This window comes from Streptococcus mitis, assembly GCF_003942965.1.
In the GTDB taxonomy this organism is placed as follows: Bacteria; Bacillota; Bacilli; order Lactobacillales; family Streptococcaceae; genus Streptococcus; species Streptococcus mitis_BH.
Genome location: NZ_RJOG01000002.1, coordinates 51,439 through 68,315, shown reverse-complemented (window position 1 = coordinate 68,315; position 16,877 = coordinate 51,439). Strand labels below are relative to the sequence as shown.

The following is a 16,877-nucleotide window of genomic DNA, read 5'->3' as shown; positions in this document are numbered from 1 at the left end:
TACTTATGGGTAAACTATCCTCAATCCTTTTAGGAACCGTTTCAGGTGCAGCTCTTGCCTTGTTTTTAACAAGTGACAAGGGCAAACAAGTTTGCAGTCAAGCTCAAGATTTTCTAGATGATTTGAGAGAAGATCCAGAGTATGCCAAGGAGCAGGTCTGTGAAAAACTGACAGAAGTCAAGGAGCAAGCTACAGATTTTGTTCTGAAAACCAAAGAACAGGTTGAGTCAGGTGAAATAACTGTGGACAGCGTCCTTGCTCAAGTCAAATCATGTGCTCGTCAAGCGACAGAAGCATCAAAAGATCGATTCAATAATCTCAAGGAGCAATGGCAAGAAAAGGCCGAAACTCTTGATGAATCAGAAGAGATTGTTATTGACATAACAGAAGAATAAACCATCACCATCTCTGGACGGACTATGTATCTGGGGATGGTGATTTTTTTCTCGTAGCCTGTCTTTGTGGTATAATAAGTACTATGCAGAAAAAACCAACGTCAGCCTATGTGCACATCCCATTTTGTACCCAGATTTGTTATTATTGTGACTTTTCAAAAGTTTTTATCAAGAATCAGCCGGTAGATAGTTATTTGGAACATCTGTTAGAAGAGTTTCAATCTTATGATATTCAAAAGTTGAGAACCCTCTATATCGGTGGTGGCACACCGACAGCTTTGTCAGCTTCTCAACTGGAGGTGTTATTGAAGGGCTTGACTAAAAACTTGGACTTGTCTGTTTTAGAAGAGTTGACTATTGAGGCTAATCCAGGCGACTTGGATGCGGATAAGATTGCTGTTTTGAAAAACTCGGCTGTCAACCGTGTTTCGCTAGGTGTGCAGACCTTTGATGACAAGATGCTGAAAAAGATTGGGCGCAGTCATTTGGAGAAGGATATTTATGAAAATATCGACCGTCTGAAACTGGCTGGTTTTGACAATATCTCCATCGATTTGATTTATGCACTGCCTGGTCAGACCATGGAGCAGGTCAAGGAAAATGTGGCTAAGGCCATTGGGCTGGATATTCCCCATATGAGTTTGTATAGCTTGATTTTGGAAAATCATACGGTCTTTATGAACCGTATGCGACGAGGGAAATTGCCTCTGCCTAAGGAGGAACTGGAAGCTGAGATGTTTGAGTACATCATTGCAGAGCTGGAGCGAGCTGGTTTTGAGCACTATGAGATTTCCAATTTCTCCAAACCTGGTTTTGAAAGTCGCCACAATCTCATGTACTGGGACAATGCTGAATATTATGGCATCGGTGCTGGAGCATCTGGTTATGTCAATGGTGTGCGTTATAAAAATCATGGTCCCATTCGTCATTATCTCAGTGCGGTTGAGGAAGGTAATGCGCGTATCACAGAAGAACATCTGAGCCAAAAAGAGCAAATGGAAGAAGAGATGTTCTTGGGCCTTCGCAAGAAATCAGGGGTCTCCATGGCGCGATTTGAGGAAAAATTTGGACGGTCCTTCGATGGACTTTATGGAGAAATTGTCAGAGACTTGGTTCAACAAGGTCTCATGCAAATAGAGGGTGACCGAGTTCGCATGACAAAAAGAGGTCTCTTTTTAGGAGACACCGTAGCAGAACGATTTATTTTGGAGTAGAATGATGGGCTTAACTTACCAAATGAAAATGAAAATTCCTTTTGATATGGCTGATATGAACGGTCATATCAAGCTTCCAGATGTGATTTTGCTGTCCTTACAAGTTTCAGGGATGCAGTCTATTGAACTGGGAGTTAGTGATAAAACCATTTTAGAAGACTATAATCTTGTCTGGATTATCACAGACTATGATATTGAGGTGGCTCGTTTGCCTCGTTTTGCGGAAGAAATCACCATCGAAACGGAAGCCCTGAGTTACAATCGACTCTTTTGCTACCGTCGCTTTACCATTTGTGATGAAACGGGGCAGGAGCTCATTCACATGATGGCGACCTTTGTTCTCATGGACCGAGACAGTCGAAGAGTTCATGTTGTCGAGCCTGAGATTGTGGCTCCTTACCAGTCTGATTTTGATAAAAAACTTATCCGCGGGCCAAAGTATGAGTCCTTGGAAGAGTCAACCAGCAAGGATTACCATGTCCGTTTTTACGATTTGGATATGAATGGTCATGTCAATAACAGTAAATACTTGGACTGGATTTTTGAGGTCATGGGAGCGGACTTTTTGACCCAATATATTCCCAAGAAAATCAACCTCAAGTATGTCAAGGAAGTTCGACCAGGTGGGGTGATCACATCGGCTGTTGAACGGACTGGACTGGAAAGCAAGCATGAGATCACAAGCGATGGGGCTACCAATGCCCAAGCTATCATCACTTGGCAAGAAATAAAAAAGGATTAGGAAGAAGTAGATGAAATATAAAGGCTATTTAATTGATTTAGACGGAACGATTTATAAGGGGAAAGATCGAATACCGGCAGGAGAAGCTTTTGTCCATGAATTGCAAAAGCGGGATATCCCCTATCTTTTTGTGACCAACAATACGACTCGTACTCCTGAGAGTGTTCAGGAAATGTTGGCTCAGAATTTTAATATCGATACGCCCCTATCGACTGTCTACACAGCGACTTTGGCAACCATTGACTATATGAACGATTTGGGGCTTGAAAAGACGGTATATGTTATCGGAGAAGCAGGGCTCAAGGAAGCCATCAAGGCGGCTGGTTATGTGGAAAAGAAGGAAAACCCTGCCTATGTGGTAGTAGGCCTGGACTGGCAAGTTGACTATGAAAAATTTGCGACAGCAACTCTGGCTATTCAAAAAGGTGCCCACTTTATCGGAACCAATCCTGACCTCAACATCCCGACAGAGCGCGGTCTTTTGCCTGGTGCTGGTTCACTGATTACCCTTCTTGAAGTGGCAACACGAGTGAAGCCTGTTTATATCGGAAAACCAAATGCCATCATTATGGACAAGGCGGTTGAGCACTTAGGCTTGGAACGTGAAGAGTTGATTATGGTTGGGGACAACTATTTAACAGATATTCGAGCAGGGATTGACAATGGCATTCCAACGCTCTTGGTGACGACAGGTTTTACCAAGGCAGAAGAAGTAGCCGACCTACCAATCGCACCGACACATGTGGTTTCTAGCCTTGCGGAGTGGGATTTTGATGAAAACTAAACTGACCTTTTGGAGCTCTATGCTCTTTCTCCTCTCCCTCTCAATCCTTTTGACCATTTATTTGGCTTGGATTTTTTATCCGCTGGAAATTCAGTGGCTGAACTTAACAAATCGGGTTTATCTAAAACCAGAAACCATTCAGTACAACTTTCATATTTTGATGAATTACCTGACCAATCCTTTTAGTCAGGTATTAGAGATGCCAGATTTTCGTTCGTCAGCAGCTGGTCTGCACCACTTTGCGGTGGTCAAGGACCTCTTCCACTTTGTTCAGCTAGTAGCTCTAGTGACACTACCAAGCTTCTATTTCTTTGCCAATAAGATTGTGAAAAAGGGCTTTTTATCTTTATTTAGTAGGGGGCTTCTGGCTCTAGTGCTTTTGCCTTTGCTGATTGGACTTGGAGGAGTTTTGATTGGTTTTGACCAATTCTTTACCCTTTTCCATCAAATTCTCTTTGTGGGAGATGATACCTGGCTTTTTGACCCAGCCAAGGATCCAGTGATTCTGATTTTACCAGAGACATTCTTCCTTCATGCCTTCCTCCTCTTTTTTGCCCTCTATGAAAGCTTTTTTGGCTATCTTTATCTAAAAAGTCGTAGGAAGTGAAACGAAAGATGTTCTTATTTTGCAGGTATAAATTAGGTGTGTGATTCGAAACTATTGTCAAGAGTGAATTAACTAAATCTACCTTACCTCAATCGTTCGCAAACAGTCTATTTTTCTTGAAAAAATAGGCTTTTTTTCTAAAAATCTCTAGTCAAGCGCTTTATTTTTTTGTATAATAGAATTAGCAAAGTATAGATAAGAAGAGAAAAGCATGATTACACTATTTCTATCACCGAGCTGTACTTCATGTCGTAAGGCTAAGGCCTGGTTAGAAAAACATAAGGTGCCCTTTGAGGAACACAATATTATGACCAGCCCTTTAACAAGAAAAGAATTGCAACATATTCTTTCCTTGACCGAAAATGGTACTGATGACATCATTTCAACTCGTTCAAAAATTTTTCAAAAATTAGATATTGATGTAGAAAGTATTTCGGTATCGGAATTGCTTCATTTGATTGAGCAGTATCCTAGTCTTTTGCGTCGTCCAATTATTATTGATGCTAAACGTATGCAAATCGGTTTTAATGAAGATGAGATTCGTGCTTTTCTCCCTCGTAGTTATCGTAAGCAAGAACTGAAAGAAGCAAGAATGAGAGCTGGTATTAGTTAATGAACAAACAGTATAGTTACCCACTAGATTTGTCGTGGAGCACTGAAGAACTTGCTTCAGTGCTTTCTTTTTTTAATGATGTTGAAGCTGCCTATGAAAGCAAGGTAGATGCTAAAAAGTTACTGGACTCCTATAAGGGATTCAAGGAGGTCGTACCAAGTAAGAGTGAAGAAAAACGTTTGGGACGAGAATTTGAAACGGTGAGTGGTTATTCGCTCTACCGAGCAGTTCAGGCGGCCAAGGAAAAAGGGGAAGGAAAGATTTCTCTTGGAAAGTAAATTTGAATTTGCCAAAGAGCTTGTTAAGAGAGCGGGCCAGTACATCCTTGACCATATGCAGGAAGACTTGCGTGTTGAAACCAAGTCCTCTCCAACAGATTTGGTGACCAAACTGGACAAGGAAGTTCAGGAGCTATTGGTTGGTGAGATTTTGTCTCGTTATCCTGAAGATAAGATTTGTGCTGAAGAAGGTTGTCTGCGAGCCTCGGTTCAAGAGGGCAGGGTTTGGGTTATTGATCCGATTGATGGGACCAATAATTTTGTAGCCCAGCAGGAAGATTTTGCTGTCATGATGGCTTATTTTGAGAATGGTCAGGGACAGTTTGGTCTCATTTATGATGTGGTCAAAGGGGATTGTTATCACGGTGGTGGAGCCTTTCCAGTTTGTCTAAATGATAAGCCCCTAGCTCCTTTTAAACCAAAACTACTTGGAGATTTCCTTATTGCAGGGAATAGTGGTATGTTGGAAACCAACGAATGGGGTCTGGCTGATTTGAGTCGAGCTGTGCTTGGTGTTCGAGTCTATGGGAGTGCGGCCATTAGTTTTGCCAAGATTTTGTCAGGGCGTTTGTTGACCTATGTCACTTATCTGCAACCATGGGATTATGCTGCAGCAAGTATTTTGGGGGAAAGTCTGGGCTATCGGGTTGTGACCCTTTCTGGTCAACCGCTTGATTTTCAAACTAGACAGCCGGTCATGATGTTACCTCTTGAGATGCAGGAGGAAATTCAGTCCTATATTTACGAAAGGAAAAGAACTTAAATGCAATTTCCAGAAGGATTTGTTGAAAAATATGAAGAGATACTAGGAGATGAGGCAAGAGATTTTCTTGCCTCTTTTGAGGAGGAAGCGGTTTCGGCCTTTCGGATTAATCCTTTAAAAGAAGCGCCAGTTTCCTTTTCTGATCCCATTCCTCAAACTCCTTGGGGTCACTATGGGAAGGTTTCAGGTAAATCGCCTGAGCATGCTACTGGCTTGGTTTATTCGCAAGAACCCGCTGCCCAGATGGTGGCTCAGGTAGCCCAACCCAGTCCTGGAATGAAGGTCTTGGATTTAGCCGCTGCACCGGGTGGAAAATCAACTCAGCTGGCAGCCTATCTAGCAGGGGAGGGTCTCCTGGTTTCCAACGAAATTTCAAGCAAACGGGCTAAGATTTTGGTTGAAAATATGGAGCGCTTTGGAGCGACAAATGTTGTGGTGACCAATGAATCTGCTGAACGTTTGGCCAAGGTTTTTAAAGGCTATTTTGACCTGATTGTCCTTGATGCTCCTTGCTCTGGTGAAGGGATGTTCCGTAAGCAACCAGATGCTATGGACTATTGGAGCTTAGATTATCCAAGTCAATGTGCTAGTTTGCAAAGAGAGATTCTATCGGATGCGGTGACCATGTTAGCTGAAGGTGGTCGTCTGGTTTATTCGACCTGTACTTGGGCACCCGAGGAAAACGAAGAGATTGTCAATTGGCTACTGGAAGAGTATGATTTTGATTTGTTGCCAGTTGAGCATATCAATGGAATGGTAGCTGGTATTGATCTGCCAGAAACGGCTCGGATGTACCCTCATCAGTTTAAGGGAGAGGGTCAGTTTGTCGCGCATTTACAATTTAAAGGGGAAAATCCAGCCCCTAAATGTAAGACAAGTAAGAGCAATCTCAGCCGAGAACAAGTTGCCTTGTGGCAGGAATTTGCCCAAAAACACTTAAAGGTCAATCTAAGGGGAATCTTGCAGACTTTTGGAGACCAACTCTATCTCTTGCCAGAACTCTTACCAGATTTAGAGAAACTCAAGATAGCTCGCAATGGCCTACATCTGGGTACCTTTAAGAAAAAACGCTTTGAGCCTAGTTTTGCTCTTGGTCTAGCCTTGAAACCGAGTCAGGTCAAGCAGTCGGTTAAAATTGACCAAGAAGCGTTTGTAAAGTATGTGGCTGGAGAAACCGTTCAGCTGGCGGAAAGTCTGCCAAATGGTTGGTACCAAGTTTTGGTTCAAGGCAATGGTTTGGGCTTTGCTAAGGTGACTGGAAATGTTTTGAAAAATTATTTTCCAAAAGGCCTCAGATTCAAGTGAAAATGCTAGTCAAAGTAGCTTGTCTATGTTATAGTGGAAGTATGGATTTTTTTCAAATTGTCTTTCATTTTAAGTCAAAATTGGTGGAGACGGCAACTGAGCAAATTTCTAGTAAAATTAAGCTATCAACTTCAGTTTGCTCTCAATTTTAAAAAAGAAAAACATAAATAAATAATTGAAAAAATTCACAGCATTCACCATTATTTTCAAGGAGAAAAACAGTGAAAAAAAGGAAAAAACTCGCTCTATCCCTTGCGGCTCTTTTGCTAGCAGGTTCTTTGGCGGGATGTGCTAGCTGGATTGATCGTGGAGAATCCATGACAGCTGTTGGCTCAACGGCTCTTCAACCTTTGGTCGAAGCTGCAGCAGATGAATTTGGTTCTATGCACGTTGGAAAAACAGTCAACGTCCAAGGTGGAGGATCTGGTACAGGTCTGTCTCAGGTTCAATCTGGAGCTGTTGATGTAGGAAATTCAGACGTATTTGCTGAGGAAAAAGACGGTATCAACGCATCCGCTCTAGTGGATCACAAGGTTGCTGTAGCGGGCTTGGCAGTCATTGTAAATAAGGAAGTTGATGTTGAAAATCTGACAACTGAACAACTCCGTAGCATCTTCACAGGTCAAGTGACCAACTGGAAAGAAGTCGGTGGGAAAGACCTAGCCATTTCTATTATTAACCGCGCGGCAAGTTCAGGTTCGCGTGCAACCTTTGATAGTGTTATCATGGATGGTCAATCGGCCGTGCAGAGTCAAGAACAGGATTCAAATGGGATGGTCAAAAACATTGTTTCCCAGACACCAGGAGCCATTTCTTATCTAGCCTTTGCCTATGTGGATGACTCGGTGAAACGCATGAAATTGAATGGCTATGAGCCGATTGCAGAAAATGTTACAACCAATAACTGGCCTTTGTGGTCTTATGAACACATGTATACCCTAGGTCAGCCGAACGAATTGGTTGCAGAGTTTCTCAACTTTGTCCTCTCTGATGAAGCGCAAAGCGGAATAGTTAAGGGAATGGGCTATATTTCTGTCAAGGAAATGAAGGTCGAAAAAGATGCTGCAGGAACAGTGACAGCACTAGAAGGGAGTCACTAATGAATCAAGAAGAATTAGCTAAAAAATTACTTTCTCCCTCAAAGAACTCTCGTCTAGAGAAACTAGGAAAAGGTTTGACCTTTGCCTGTCTGTCTTTGATTGTCATCATTGTGGCTATGATTTTGATTTTCGTAGCCCAAAAAGGCTTGTCTACCTTCTTTGTAAATGGGGTTAATATCTTTGATTTCCTTTTTGGCCAAACTTGGAATCCTTCAGGTAAGCAATTTGGTGCCCTTCCTATGATTTTGGGTTCCTTTATTGTCACAATCCTATCAGCCCTTATCGCAACTCCTTTTGCCATTGGTGCGGCAGTATTTATGACAGAGGTCTCACCAAAAGGTGCTAGAATCTTGCAACCAGCTATTGAATTACTTGTCGGGATTCCTTCAGTCGTGTATGGATTTATCGGTTTGCAGGTCGTAGTTCCTTTTGTCCGTAGTGTCTTTGGTGGAACTGGTTTTGGAATTTTGTCAGGGATTTTCGTTCTCTTTGTCATGATTTTACCGACGGTAACCTTTATGACAACGGACAGCTTACGTGCGGTGCCTCGTCACTATCGCGAAGCTAGTTTGGCTATGGGGGCTACTCGTTGGCAAACTATCTGGCGCGTGACCTTGAAGGCGGCGCGTTCAGGTATTTTTACAGCAGTGGTCTTTGGGATGGCGCGTGCCTTTGGTGAGGCTTTAGCTATTCAGATGGTAGTCGGAAACTCAGCGGTAGTTCCAACTTCCTTAACAACACCAGCTGCGACCTTGACCTCTGTTTTGACCATGGGTATCGGAAATACCGTTATGGGAACAGTTGATAATAACGTTCTCTGGTCACTGGCCTTAGTCTTGCTCTTGATGAGTTTGGCCTTCAACAGTGTGATTAAATTGATTACGAAAGAAAGAGGAAAGAAAAACTATGCACGCTAAGAAATTAGATAAAATTGCAACAGCTGTCCTCTACTCAATTGCAGGGATTATTGTTGCCATCTTGGCATCCTTGATTCTCTATATCTTGGTTCGTGGTTTGCCCCACATCTCTTGGTCTTTCTTGACTGGCAAATCATCTTCTTACCAAGCAGGTGGAGGGATTGGAATTCAGCTCTATAATTCCTTCTTCCTTTTGGTCATCACCTTGATTATCTCTGTTCCTTTATCTATGGGAGCTGGGATTTTCCTAGCTGAATATGCTAAAAAAGGTCCTGTGACCAACTTTGTCAGAACCTGTATTGAAATCTTATCTTCACTCCCATCAGTGGTTGTGGGTCTCTTTGGTTACTTGATCTTTGTAGTTCAGTTTGAGTATGGATTTTCAATCATTTCAGGTGCCTTGGCCTTGACAGTCTTTAACCTACCTCAGATGACTCGTAATGTCGAGGACAGTTTGAAACATGTTCACCATACGCAGCGTGAGGCTGGTCTGGCTCTTGGAATTTCTCGTTGGGAGACTGTGGTTCATGTCGTCATTCCAGAAGCCCTTCCAGGTATTGTGACTGGGGTCGTCTTAGCTTCTGGTCGTATCTTTGGTGAGGCAGCTGCTCTTATCTATACAGCAGGACAATCCGCTCCAGCCCTTGATTGGTCTAACTGGAATATTCTCAGTGTTACTAGCCCAATCTCTATCTTCCGTCAAGCAGAAACCTTGGCTGTCCACATTTGGAAAGTCAATAGTGAAGGTACCATTCCAGATGGAACCATCGTATCAGCAGGTTCTGCGGCCGTGCTCCTTATCTTTATCCTCATCTTTAATTTTGGAGCCCGCAAACTCGGAAGCTACCTACATAAGAAATTAACCGCTGCCTAAAGGAGAAGCCATGTCAAAATATAATTGGGATGAAAAGCATATCATCACCTTTCCTGAAGAGAAAGTGGCCCTCTCTACTAAGGATTTACATGTTTACTACGGTAAAAAAGAATCCATAAAGGGCATCGATATGCAATTTGAAAAAAATAAAATTACAGCCTTAATTGGCCCATCTGGATCTGGGAAATCAACCTACCTCCGCAGTCTCAATCGGATGAATGATACCATTGATATTGCCAAGGTAACAGGTCAAATTCTCTATCAAGGGATTGATGTCAACCGTCCAGAAATCAATGTTTATGAAATGCGTAAACACATCGGTATGGTCTTTCAACGACCAAATCCCTTTGCCAAATCTATCTACCGCAACATCACTTTTGCCCATGAACGTGCAGGAGTTAAGGACAAGAAAGTCTTGGATGAAATTGTAGAAACTTCTCTTCGTCAAGCTGCCCTTTGGGACCAGGTCAAAGACGATTTGCACAAGTCAGCCTTGACCCTATCAGGTGGTCAGCAGCAACGTCTTTGTATCGCTCGTGCTATTTCTGTTAAACCAGATATCCTCTTGATGGATGAACCAGCGTCAGCCTTGGATCCGATTGCGACAGCCCAGCTGGAAGAAACCATGCTGGAGTTGAAGAAGGATTTTACCATCATCATCGTGACCCACAGTATGCAGCAGGCAGCGCGTGCTAGTGACTACACAGGATTTTTCTACTTGGGTGACTTGATCGAGTACGATAAGACCTCTAATATTTTCCAAAATGCCAAACTACAGTCAACCAATGACTACGTAACAGGACACTTTGGATAGAAAGGAAACAGTATGACAGAAGCGATTTTACAGGTGTCAGACCTGTCCGTTTACTACAATCAAAAAAAGGCCTTGAATAGTGTTTCCCTATCTTTCCAACCTAAGGAAATTACAGCCTTAATCGGTCCATCTGGATCAGGGAAATCAACCCTCCTAAAGGCTATCAACCGCATGGGTGATCTCAATCCAGAGGTAACCACAACTGGTTCAGTAGTTTATAATGGTCACAACATCTACAGCCCACGTACAGATACAGTTGAATTGCGTAAGGAAATTGGTATGGTTTTCCAACAACCAAACCCCTTCCCTATGTCTATCTATGAAAATGTTGTTTACGGGCTTCGTATCAATGGAGTGAAGGACAAGCAGGTTCTGGATGAAGCAGTAGAAAAAGCCCTGCAACGAGCTTCTATCTGGGATGAAGTCAAGGATCGCCTGCATGATTCAGCTATCGGGCTTTCAGGTGGACAACAACAACGTGTCTGTGTTGCCCGTGTCTTGGCAACCAGCCCTAAAATCATTCTCTTGGATGAACCGACTTCAGCCTTGGACCCTATCTCTGCTGGGAAGATTGAGGAAACCTTGTATGGTCTAAAAGATAAATACACCATGCTATTGGTTACACGTTCCATGCAACAAGCCTCTCGTATCTCTGACAAGACAGGATTTTTCCTTGATGGAGATTTGATTGAGTTTAACGATACCAAGAAGATGTTCCTCAACCCACAACACAAGGAAACAGAAGATTATATTTCAGGAAAATTTGGATAAGGAGATAAATGATGTTACGTTCTCAATTTGAAGAAGATTTAGAGAAATTGCACAACCAGTTCTATGCTATGGGACAAGAAGTGCTATCCCAAATCAATCGTACAGTGCGTGCCTTTGTTACGCATGACCGTGATTTGGCCAAAGAAGTCATCGAAGACGATGCAGAAGTGAACGAATACGAAGTGAAATTAGAGAAGAAATCATTTGAAATGATTGCCCTTCAACAACCTGTTTCTCAGGACTTGCGTACTGTTTTGACAGTCTTGAAGGCTGTATCTGACTTGGAACGTATGGGGGACCATGCCGTTTCCATTGCCAAGGCTGCAATTCGTATGAAGGGGGAACAACGTATCCCTGCTGTTGAAGAAGAAATCAAGAGAATGGGTCGCGATGTCAAGAATTTCGTCGAAGCAGCCCTTGAACTCTATCTGAATGGTTCAGTAGACCAGGCCTATGAAGTAGCAGCTATGGATGAAAAAATCAACCATTACTTTGATAGCATTCGTGACTTAGCTACAGAAGAGATCAAGAAAAATCCTGATGCCATTGTTACAGGTCGTGATTACTTCCAAGTGATTGCCTTCTTGGAACGTATTGGAGACTATGCCAAGAATATCTGTGAATGGGTTGTTTACTTTGAAACAGGTAAGATTGTCGAACTATAAAATAGGTTCATTCTGTATAAAAAGGAGCTTTAAATCAATTGATAGCTCCTTTTATTGAATGAAAAAAATATTTTTAAGATAAAAATTCAAAAAACACTTGACAAGCAACTTGGATAGCGTTATAATTATACAAAATTAACAGAGAGGTTGTTTATTTATGAAATCAAAAAAATGGATATTTGTTTTATGTAGTTTTCTTGCAAGTTTCTTCTTAGTAGCTTGTCAGTCGGGTTCTAATGAGTCTCAGTCAGCTGTTGATGCCATTAAGCAAAAGGGGAAATTAGTTGTGGCGACTAGTCCTGACTATGCACCTTTTGAATTCCAATCCTTAGTTGACGGAAAAAACCAGGTAGTCGGTGCGGATATTGATATGGCTCAAGCTATCGCTGATGAACTTGGGGTGAAATTGGAAATCTCAAGCATGAGTTTTGACAATGTATTGACCAGTCTTCAAACTGGTAAGGCTGACCTAGCGGTTGCAGGAATTAGTGCTACTGACGAGAGAAAAGAAGTCTTTGATTTTTCAATCCCTTACTATGAAAACAAGATTAGTTTCTTGCTTCGTAAGACTGATGTAGAAAAATACAAGAATCTAACTAGCCTTGAAAGTGCTAATATTGCGGCCCAAAAAGGAACTGTTCCAGAAGCTATGGTCAAGGAACAATTGCCAAAAGCTCAATTAACTTCCCTAACCAATATGGGTGAAGCAGTCAATGAATTGCAGGCTGGAAAAGTAGATGCTGTTCATATGGATGAGCCTGTTGCGCTTAGTTATGCTGCTAAAAATGCAGACCTAGCTGTCGCAACTGTCAGCTTGAAGATGAAGGACGGCGAAGCCAATGCCGTTGCCCTTAGAAAAAATAGTGCTGATTTGAAAGAAGTGGTGGACAAGGTCATCCAAAAACTCAAGGATGACGGCACCTACAAAAAATATCTTGAAAAAGCAGCAACCTTAACAGAAGTTGAACAATAAGAAAAAAGCAGAGTTGGAAGTCATTCCAATTCTGCTTTTAAATAGTTTAAAACCTTTTCCAGATTGTCTAAAGACACCTTGGCAAATTGGTAAGGACAGGCACCCAAGTAAGCCTCTTCAAAGAAATCCAAGCCCAGTTGGCTGTGTTTGAGACTAGCGATTTTAGGATACTGTCTCAGGTCTAGCAATAAACCATCATGAAGCGGAAAGTGAGGAAGGGGACAAGGTGTTTTAGCTAGTCTTTCCTCGATTTGTTTTTGGTAAGCTTCCTGATTGGATAAGCGAGCTAGCCGATTTTTCTCAAATAATTGACTGTCAATATAGAGTGACAGGGCCTTTTGCATGATGAGGTTGCTGTCGTAATCTAGGATATTTTTGTAGGCCACAAAGGCTTCCTTGATAGCATTTGGAAGGATGAGTGCTGTTATCCGCAGGGCTGGAAAGAGGCTGGTTGAGAAGGACTTGATATAAATGACGCGCTCCTCTGTATCTAGATAGTGGAAGGTCTGGCCCTTTTTAGAATCCAAATCCCCCAGATAGTCGTCCTCTACGATATAGACTCCATACTTGGCAGCTAAGTTAAGAATAGCTCGTTTGTCCTGTTCTGAATAGGAATGCCCCAGAGGATAGTGAAATCGAGGAATGGTATAGAAAAACTTAATTTTTCCTGTTTTGAAGTGACCTTCCAGCTCCTCCAAGTCAATCCCATCAATGCCTCGTTCAATCGTTTGATAGTCCAATCCCTGAGCAATCAAGAGGCGATTCATCCGATGGTAGGTTGGCTGTTCTACCAAGATTTCCTTGGCTTGGCTAGGAAAGGATATTTGAGAAAGGATAAACAAGGCTTGCTGGGTTCCAGAAGTCAGTACCAACTGGTCTGCCTTGCAGTAGAGGGCTTGGTCAAAGAGGAGTTTATGAATGGATTGTCTTAAGTCTTCTAATCCTTCTTGGTTCTCATAGTAGTTGAAGAGGTAGTTTTCCCGGCCAATCAAGGTTTCATTGACACAGAGTCGGAAATCGTCATAGGCACTGGCATGTTCGTCAGTGACTTCGATTTCTAGATCCTGGTGTTGCCCTTGTTCTAGGACATAGTAGCCACTCTGGGGCTTGGCATAGAGGTATTGTTCGTGCCGTAATTCCAGAAGGGCTCTCTGAATGGTGTCCTTGCTACAGTGAAAGTCAAGGCTCAGTTGACGGATAGAAGGCAGGCGGCTACCCGTTGGAAAGCGTCCAGACTCGATACCATTTTTCAGATAGGAAATAACCTCTTGGTACTTGCTTTGTTTCTTCATTCCAGACCTCCCTTGATTTTGTTACATTGTACCCTTTTTTTTCTTTCTTGGCAATGTCTAGGGTGTTTCTCTCGTTCACATCTAGGGGCAAATGTGGTATACTTAGGAGTAAGATTTATAGAATAACAGATAAGAAAGTGAATGGATAAGAACGTGCAGGAACCAGTGAAATTATTTCAATACAATACCCTTGGAGCCTTGATGGCAGGCCTTTATGGTGGTACCATGACAGTAGGAGAATTGCTAGAGCATGGTGACCTTGGTTTGGGAACCTTGGATTCTATTGATGGGGAATTGATTGTATTGGATGGCAAGGCCTACCAGGCCAAAGGCTCAGGAGATCAGCCAGAAATTGTGGAAGTATCACCAGATGCCCTTATTCCTTATGCAGCAGTAGTACCGCATCAGGCAGAGGTCATTTTCCGCCAGCGCTTTGAGATGACAGACAAGGAATTGGAAGAGCGAATCGAGTCTTATTATGATGGGGAAAATCTTTTCCGCTCTATCAAGATTCGCGGGGAATTTTCACATATGCATGTGCGCATGATTCCCAAGTCGACACCAGATACCAAGTTTGCTGAGGTCGCAACCCATCAACCGGAATATAGTCGTGACAATGTGGCGGGGACCATCGTTGGTTTCTGGACTCCAGAGATTTTCCATGGGGTCAGTGTGGCAGGCTACCATCTGCACTTCATCTCAGATGATTTGACTTTCGGTGGTCATGTCATGGACTTTGTCATCAAGGAAGGTATTATCGAGGTGGGAGCTGTTGACCAGTTGGACCAACGTTTCCCAGTCCAAGATCGTCAATACTTGTTTGCTAAGTTCAATGTTGATGAGATGAAAAAAGATATTGAAAAGGCGGAATAGGAGAAGAAAATGACCATTCATATCATTATTACCATTGTGTTTTTGCTGACTTTTCTGATAGGGAGCATTTGGTATGCCAAAAAGAAATACCAGATTAATCTAGCTGTCTTGGGCTTGGGGGCTGTTGCCTTCTTTCTCTCTTCACAGATTCTAGAAAAATTGATTCATATCATAGTTCTTCATCCTCAAAAAGATGGAAGTATTGCTCTTTTACAAGACCATCCCATGGTTTATATTGTCTATGGCCTAGCTATGGCGGCTTTCTTTGAAGAAACAGCTCGTCTTATCTTCTTTAAATGGTTGAAGAAAAAGAGAAACTTGGAAAAATCAGATGCCCTTGCTTATGGATTGGGGCATGGTGGTTTGGAATTGATTTTCTTAGGTGTTACTAGCCTCGTCAATCTCTACATTGTTCTTTCGGCAGTTCAGACTCAGAATCCACAGGTCATGCAATTGTTGTCTGAAAATATGTTGAAAACTATTCAGTCGCTATCAGTCTGGCAGATTTATTTGCTTGGTTTTGAGCGAATCTTGGCGCTAGGTTTCCAATTACTCTTGACTGTTTGGGTTTACCAAGCTGTTCGCCAGAAGAAATGGATTTATCTCCTAGCGGCCTATGGACTACATGCCTTCTTTGACCTGGCACCATCTCTTGCCCAAGTTGGCTGGTTGACCAATCCAGTCTTGGTTGAAGTTGTCCTAGCACTTGAACTTGTTCTGCTTGCCTATGGAACAAAGGCAATCTTTTGCAAAAAATCATAAAAAGAGGGGAAACCTCTTTTTTTGTTTAAAGTAAGCCCAAGATTTTTTTAGGGTCGTCAAATGGTCTTAAAAATGGTATAATGGAATGAATTTTGTAAAAGGAAGAGTGTCATGTCAGTAAAAGAAAAAATGCTTGAAATCTTAGAAGGGATTGATATCCGTTTCAAGGAACCCTTGCATAGCTATAGTTATACAAAAGTAGGTGGAGAGGCTGATTATCTGGTCTTTCCACGAAATCGTTTTGAGTTGGCTCGCGTTGTTAAATTTGCCAATCAAGAAGACATCCCTTGGATGGTTCTTGGAAATGCCAGCAACATCATTGTTCGTGATGGTGGAATTCGTGGATTTGTCATCTTGTGTGACAAGCTCAATAATGTTTCCGTTGATGGCTATACCATCGAAGCAGAAGCTGGTGCTAACTTGATTGAAACAACTCGCATTGCCCTTCGTCATAGTTTGACTGGTTTTGAATTTGCTTGTGGCATTCCGGGGAGCGTCGGCGGTGCTGTCTTTATGAATGCAGGTGCCTATGGTGGCGAGATTGCCCATATCTTACAGTCTTGTAAGATCTTGACTAAGGACGGAGAAATCGAGACTCTGTCTGCCAAGGACTTGGCTTTTGGGTACCGCCATTCAGCCATTCAGGAGTCTGGTGCAGTTGTCTTGTCAGCTAAATTTTCCCTTGCTCCAGGAAACCATCAGGTTATCAAGCAAGAAATGGATCGCTTGACGCATCTACGTGAACTCAAGCAACCTTTAGAATATCCATCTTGTGGTTCGGTCTTTAAGCGTCCAGTAGGGCATTTTGCAGGTCAATTAATTTCAGAAGCTGGCTTGAAAGGCTATCGTATCGGTGGTGTTGAAGTGTCTGAAAAGCACGCAGGATTTATGATCAATGTTGCTGACGGAACGGCTAAAGACTACGAGGACTTGATTGAGTCTGTGATCGAAAAAGTCAAGGAACACTCTGGCGTTACTCTTGAGAGAGAAGTCCGTATTTTAGGTGAAAGCAAGTAGGAAGCTTTGGCTAAAAAGCTGCTGCTATGTCATGGAAAGGGGGTGAAAGCCTATCGTTAGTGCAGAAGAATGTAGGCAGTTCAATCTCCTACACGAGGTAGTAGCGGCCTGACAGAGC

General features: G+C 42.5%; 20 protein-coding genes. 19 read left to right on the top strand and 1 reads right to left on the bottom strand.

All coding sequences use genetic code 11. The features are described from left to right. Positions 1-5 precede the first annotated feature (5 nt). From D8837_RS01185 to D8837_RS01110, 16 genes are all read left to right on the top strand, one after another. Positions 6-395 carry a YtxH domain-containing protein gene (locus tag D8837_RS01185; protein ID WP_124788292.1) on the top strand — a complete coding sequence of 130 codons (390 nt, stop codon included), beginning with the start codon at positions 6-8 and terminating at the stop codon, positions 393-395. Positions 396-478: 83 nt separating this feature from the next. Continuing rightward, on the top strand, positions 479-1,609 hold the full coding sequence (gene hemW / locus D8837_RS01180) for a radical SAM family heme chaperone HemW (RefSeq protein ID WP_125455922.1): 1,131 nt from the start codon (positions 479-481) through the stop codon (positions 1,607-1,609). Positions 1,610-1,613: 4 nt separating this feature from the next. Continuing rightward, entirely contained in the window at positions 1,614-2,351 is a 738-nt protein-coding gene (locus D8837_RS01175) for an acyl-[acyl-carrier-protein] thioesterase (protein ID WP_125455941.1), read from the top strand. A 10-nt stretch (positions 2,352-2,361) separates the two neighbouring features. Beyond that, positions 2,362-3,135: a TIGR01457 family HAD-type hydrolase gene (locus tag D8837_RS01170; RefSeq protein ID WP_125455921.1), complete on the top strand. Its 774-nt coding sequence runs from the start codon at positions 2,362-2,364 to the stop codon at positions 3,133-3,135. Continuing rightward, positions 3,125-3,742: a TIGR01906 family membrane protein gene (locus D8837_RS01165; RefSeq protein WP_125455920.1), complete on the top strand. Its 618-nt coding sequence runs from the start codon at positions 3,125-3,127 to the stop codon at positions 3,740-3,742. The genes D8837_RS01170 and D8837_RS01165 overlap by 11 nt, the downstream gene beginning before the upstream one ends. Before the next feature lie 211 nt (positions 3,743-3,953). Continuing rightward, positions 3,954-4,355, top strand: a complete 402-nt coding sequence (locus tag D8837_RS01160) for a Spx/MgsR family RNA polymerase-binding regulatory protein (protein WP_000631254.1) — start codon at positions 3,954-3,956, stop codon at positions 4,353-4,355. Continuing rightward, positions 4,355-4,633 carry a UPF0223 family protein gene (locus D8837_RS01155; protein WP_125409413.1) on the top strand — a complete coding sequence of 93 codons (279 nt, stop codon included), beginning with the start codon at positions 4,355-4,357 and terminating at the stop codon, positions 4,631-4,633. The genes D8837_RS01160 and D8837_RS01155 overlap by 1 nt, the downstream gene beginning before the upstream one ends. Continuing rightward, on the top strand, positions 4,623-5,396 hold the full coding sequence (locus D8837_RS01150; protein WP_125409411.1) for an inositol monophosphatase family protein: 774 nt from the start codon (positions 4,623-4,625) through the stop codon (positions 5,394-5,396). Before D8837_RS01155 ends, D8837_RS01150 begins: the two co-directional genes overlap by 11 nt. Then, complete coding sequence (locus tag D8837_RS01145) at positions 5,397-6,701, top strand: RsmB/NOP family class I SAM-dependent RNA methyltransferase (RefSeq protein WP_125455919.1); 1,305 nt, start codon at positions 5,397-5,399, stop codon at positions 6,699-6,701. A 221-nt stretch (positions 6,702-6,922) separates the two neighbouring features. After that, entirely contained in the window at positions 6,923-7,801 is an 879-nt protein-coding gene (locus D8837_RS01140; protein WP_125455918.1) for a phosphate ABC transporter substrate-binding protein PstS family protein, read from the top strand. Then, complete coding sequence (gene pstC, locus D8837_RS01135) at positions 7,801-8,718, top strand: phosphate ABC transporter permease subunit PstC (protein WP_001070903.1); 918 nt, start codon at positions 7,801-7,803, stop codon at positions 8,716-8,718. Before D8837_RS01140 ends, pstC begins: the two co-directional genes overlap by 1 nt. Further along, positions 8,708-9,592, top strand: coding sequence for a phosphate ABC transporter permease PstA (gene pstA, locus D8837_RS01130; RefSeq protein ID WP_000543046.1), 885 nt, complete (start codon positions 8,708-8,710; stop codon positions 9,590-9,592). Before pstC ends, pstA begins: the two co-directional genes overlap by 11 nt. Before the next feature lie 10 nt (positions 9,593-9,602). Continuing rightward, positions 9,603-10,406, top strand: a complete 804-nt coding sequence (gene pstB / locus D8837_RS01125; RefSeq protein ID WP_125455917.1) for a phosphate ABC transporter ATP-binding protein PstB — start codon at positions 9,603-9,605, stop codon at positions 10,404-10,406. 12 nt (positions 10,407-10,418) lie between these two features. Further along, on the top strand, positions 10,419-11,177 hold the full coding sequence (pstB, locus tag D8837_RS01120) for a phosphate ABC transporter ATP-binding protein PstB (protein WP_000133484.1): 759 nt from the start codon (positions 10,419-10,421) through the stop codon (positions 11,175-11,177). Positions 11,178-11,188: 11 nt separating this feature from the next. Beyond that, positions 11,189-11,842, top strand: coding sequence for a phosphate signaling complex protein PhoU (gene phoU / locus D8837_RS01115; RefSeq protein WP_000946458.1), 654 nt, complete (start codon positions 11,189-11,191; stop codon positions 11,840-11,842). Positions 11,843-11,999: 157 nt separating this feature from the next. Beyond that, positions 12,000-12,815, top strand: coding sequence for an ABC transporter substrate-binding protein (locus D8837_RS01110; RefSeq protein ID WP_125455916.1), 816 nt, complete (start codon positions 12,000-12,002; stop codon positions 12,813-12,815). A gap of 20 nt (positions 12,816-12,835) precedes the next feature. Here D8837_RS01110 and D8837_RS01105 read toward each other — a convergent pair whose 3' ends face one another. Then, a complete protein-coding gene (locus D8837_RS01105) occupies positions 12,836-14,107 on the bottom strand; it encodes a PLP-dependent aminotransferase family protein (RefSeq protein ID WP_125455915.1) in 1,272 nt (423 codons plus the stop codon). Between the two features lie 141 nt (positions 14,108-14,248). On the opposite strand from D8837_RS01105, the gene budA reads away from it, so the two are divergent. The 3 genes from budA to murB all read left to right on the top strand — a co-directional run bounded on the left by budA (position 14,249) and on the right by murB (position 16,759). Then, a complete protein-coding gene (gene budA, locus D8837_RS01100; RefSeq protein ID WP_000360298.1) occupies positions 14,249-14,980 on the top strand; it encodes an acetolactate decarboxylase in 732 nt (243 codons plus the stop codon). Positions 14,981-14,989: 9 nt separating this feature from the next. Continuing rightward, entirely contained in the window at positions 14,990-15,742 is a 753-nt protein-coding gene (locus D8837_RS01095; protein ID WP_125455914.1) for a YhfC family intramembrane metalloprotease, read from the top strand. Between the two features lie 111 nt (positions 15,743-15,853). Then, positions 15,854-16,759, top strand: a complete 906-nt coding sequence (gene murB / locus D8837_RS01090) for a UDP-N-acetylmuramate dehydrogenase (protein WP_049550661.1) — start codon at positions 15,854-15,856, stop codon at positions 16,757-16,759. Positions 16,760-16,877: the final 118 nt, after the last annotated feature.

Coding starts and splice junctions, on each gene's coding strand:
- D8837_RS01170 (WP_125455921.1), top strand. CDS start 2,362: ATGAAATATAAAGGCTATTTAATTGATTTAGACGGAACGATTTATAAG.
- D8837_RS01110 (WP_125455916.1), top strand. CDS start 12,000: ATGAAATCAAAAAAATGGATATTTGTTTTATGTAGTTTTCTTGCAAGT.
- hemW (WP_125455922.1), top strand. CDS start 479: ATGCAGAAAAAACCAACGTCAGCCTATGTGCACATCCCATTTTGTACC.
- murB (WP_049550661.1), top strand. CDS start 15,854: ATGTCAGTAAAAGAAAAAATGCTTGAAATCTTAGAAGGGATTGATATC.
- phoU (WP_000946458.1), top strand. CDS start 11,189: ATGTTACGTTCTCAATTTGAAGAAGATTTAGAGAAATTGCACAACCAG.
- D8837_RS01175 (WP_125455941.1), top strand. CDS start 1,614: ATGGGCTTAACTTACCAAATGAAAATGAAAATTCCTTTTGATATGGCT.
- D8837_RS01165 (WP_125455920.1), top strand. CDS start 3,125: ATGAAAACTAAACTGACCTTTTGGAGCTCTATGCTCTTTCTCCTCTCC.
- D8837_RS01145 (WP_125455919.1), top strand. CDS start 5,397: ATGCAATTTCCAGAAGGATTTGTTGAAAAATATGAAGAGATACTAGGA.
- pstA (WP_000543046.1), top strand. CDS start 8,708: ATGCACGCTAAGAAATTAGATAAAATTGCAACAGCTGTCCTCTACTCA.
- budA (WP_000360298.1), top strand. CDS start 14,249: ATGGATAAGAACGTGCAGGAACCAGTGAAATTATTTCAATACAATACC.
- D8837_RS01185 (WP_124788292.1), top strand. CDS start 6: ATGGGTAAACTATCCTCAATCCTTTTAGGAACCGTTTCAGGTGCAGCT.
- D8837_RS01105 (WP_125455915.1), bottom strand. CDS start 14,107: ATGAAGAAACAAAGCAAGTACCAAGAGGTTATTTCCTATCTGAAAAAT.
- D8837_RS01155 (WP_125409413.1), top strand. CDS start 4,355: ATGAACAAACAGTATAGTTACCCACTAGATTTGTCGTGGAGCACTGAA.
- D8837_RS01160 (WP_000631254.1), top strand. CDS start 3,954: ATGATTACACTATTTCTATCACCGAGCTGTACTTCATGTCGTAAGGCT.
- pstC (WP_001070903.1), top strand. CDS start 7,801: ATGAATCAAGAAGAATTAGCTAAAAAATTACTTTCTCCCTCAAAGAAC.
- D8837_RS01095 (WP_125455914.1), top strand. CDS start 14,990: ATGACCATTCATATCATTATTACCATTGTGTTTTTGCTGACTTTTCTG.
- pstB (WP_125455917.1), top strand. CDS start 9,603: ATGTCAAAATATAATTGGGATGAAAAGCATATCATCACCTTTCCTGAA.
- pstB (WP_000133484.1), top strand. CDS start 10,419: ATGACAGAAGCGATTTTACAGGTGTCAGACCTGTCCGTTTACTACAAT.